Raw genomic sequence first — 1,797 nt, 5'->3', positions numbered from 1 at the left:
ATCCATTCCATCTCCATTTATAGACTTCATGGCAGATGATGATCCGCTATTATGGCTTGAGATTACACTGATCCCATGGTTGTGACCAGCTCCTAAATAATCCGTATACTGGCTGAATCCCCGAAGAGAAATTAGGGTAATAACTAAAAGTCCAAGGGTGAATCTTATTGTCGTTGTTTGAATTCTATCCATGATCTAGTTATTTATTATTGTTATCTGAATAGAGGATTTCCTATTATCCTTGAAAATGGAGAATATGTAATTGCCATTTGAAAGGTGGGCGACGGATAGGGGAATCGTGTTTTCACCTTGAAATACATTTACATTGCCTGAATTTATCTCTCTACCCTTGAGATCGTGTAATTCAAAACGTGCATCGAAATTCTCATCACTTGAGACTATAATGGTGGCAATGTCTGATGCCGGATTTGGTCTAACATTCAGCTCCAGGCCAAGTATTTCATGATCATAAGTACTTGTAGCCAAGCCTGACGTTTCTATCCTGATCTCACTTAAGCTTGCACAATTGGCACCATAATTCTCAAGAACGGTAAGCAGGAGATATCTCGCCTTTAATCCATCAAAATCCGGACCCGGATCGCCCTCGTAAAAACCAGAAGCTTCTGGCTGTGATAATTCTATGACCCCCCACTCTGTCCAATTTATTCCATCTTCCGAATAATCAATAGCGCATGTCTTTATTGCCATATTCAATTGGTTCGCAACATTACAATTCCAGATATGCATCTGTCCAAGTGAATACAGATGACCAAAGTCATATCTTACCCAATGACTTATTGGCCTTTCCGGATTTGGATTTATTTTCTTCTGACAGGATATCCATGCGTCAGTGTATGAAGTATTGTGACGATCCTCAAAACACTGGGAATTTCCGCATGTGTATATCCCAATAAATAGCAGCAAGCAAATGAGCTTTCTCATATAAAACAAATTATTGGATTTAATATAAACTCAATGGGAAGTAGGTCCGGGTTTCTTTAAAATTAACAGAATATTCAGAATTGTATTTTACTTAAACCCATTTTTTTTAAATGTTGACAAATATTGATCAAAAGATTCTTTTTGTTTCTTTGCGAAAAATTTCAACATCAACCAACCAACTCTTGATATAATCTTACCTGTTTATAATCCTGGATCCGGATGGGAAGAAGGTCTGATCAAGAGGTACAATCTACTCGTTAATTCACTTCCGCCAGATTACATTATCCATCTAATAATCGTCAATGACGGGAGTAGCCGGGACCTGACGAATGAATTGAATAAGATCGAAAATACTCTTCCTCGAACAAGGTATTTTTCCTATTCTGAAAATAAGGGAAAAGGACATGCTCTCAGAACTGGTTTCGCTGCTTCAAAGAGCAAATTTGTAATGTTTACGGATTATGACTTTCCGTATACAACTGAAAGTATGGCCTCTTTAATACAATTGATTTTTAGCACCGGCAGCGATGCAGTAATTGGAATAAGGGAAGAATCGTACTATGAAACCCTGCCCGTGAGGAGAAGAAAAATCTCAAAGATCCTACGTTCTCTAAATCGGATTATCCTGAGACTTCCAACAAATGATACACAATGTGGCCTTAAGGCCTTTAGTGAACGGGGAAGAAATGTAATCCTGGAAACTAAGACCAACCGCTACCTTATTGATCTTGAAATCCTTAAGTTGATATCCAGAAAAAACTTAAAGATTCTCACACACACGGTATACGTCAGGGATAATATTTCAGCATCTAAAATTTCAAACCTTAATTTGTTGAATGAATTTGGATCATTTCT

At 37.6% G+C, this 1,797-nt stretch carries 3 protein-coding genes; 1 reads left to right on the top strand and 2 read right to left on the bottom strand.

Translation table 11 applies throughout. The features are described 5' to 3' along the window. Together MJD61_21420 and MJD61_21415 are read right to left on the bottom strand one after the other, a co-directional pair. Nucleotides 1–192: hypothetical protein (locus MJD61_21420; GenBank protein MCG8557818.1), on the bottom strand; the 192-nt coding region annotated here is incomplete at its 3' end. 3 nt (nucleotides 193–195) lie between these two features. Continuing rightward, nucleotides 196–942: a T9SS type A sorting domain-containing protein gene (locus tag MJD61_21415; GenBank protein MCG8557817.1), complete on the bottom strand. Its 747-nt coding sequence runs from the start codon at nucleotides 940–942 to the stop codon at nucleotides 196–198. 235 nt (nucleotides 943–1,177) lie between these two features. Between MJD61_21415 and MJD61_21410 the strand changes: the two genes are divergently transcribed. Beyond that, nucleotides 1,178–1,797 (top strand): glycosyltransferase family 2 protein (locus MJD61_21410; GenBank protein ID MCG8557816.1); only part of this gene is annotated, 620 nt, incomplete at its 3' end.

It is taken from the genome of Pseudomonadota bacterium, assembly GCA_022361155.1.
Classification (GTDB): domain Bacteria; phylum Myxococcota_A; class Polyangia; order Polyangiales; family JAKSBK01; genus JAKSBK01.
This window is presented reverse-complemented; position numbering and strand designations above follow the sequence as displayed.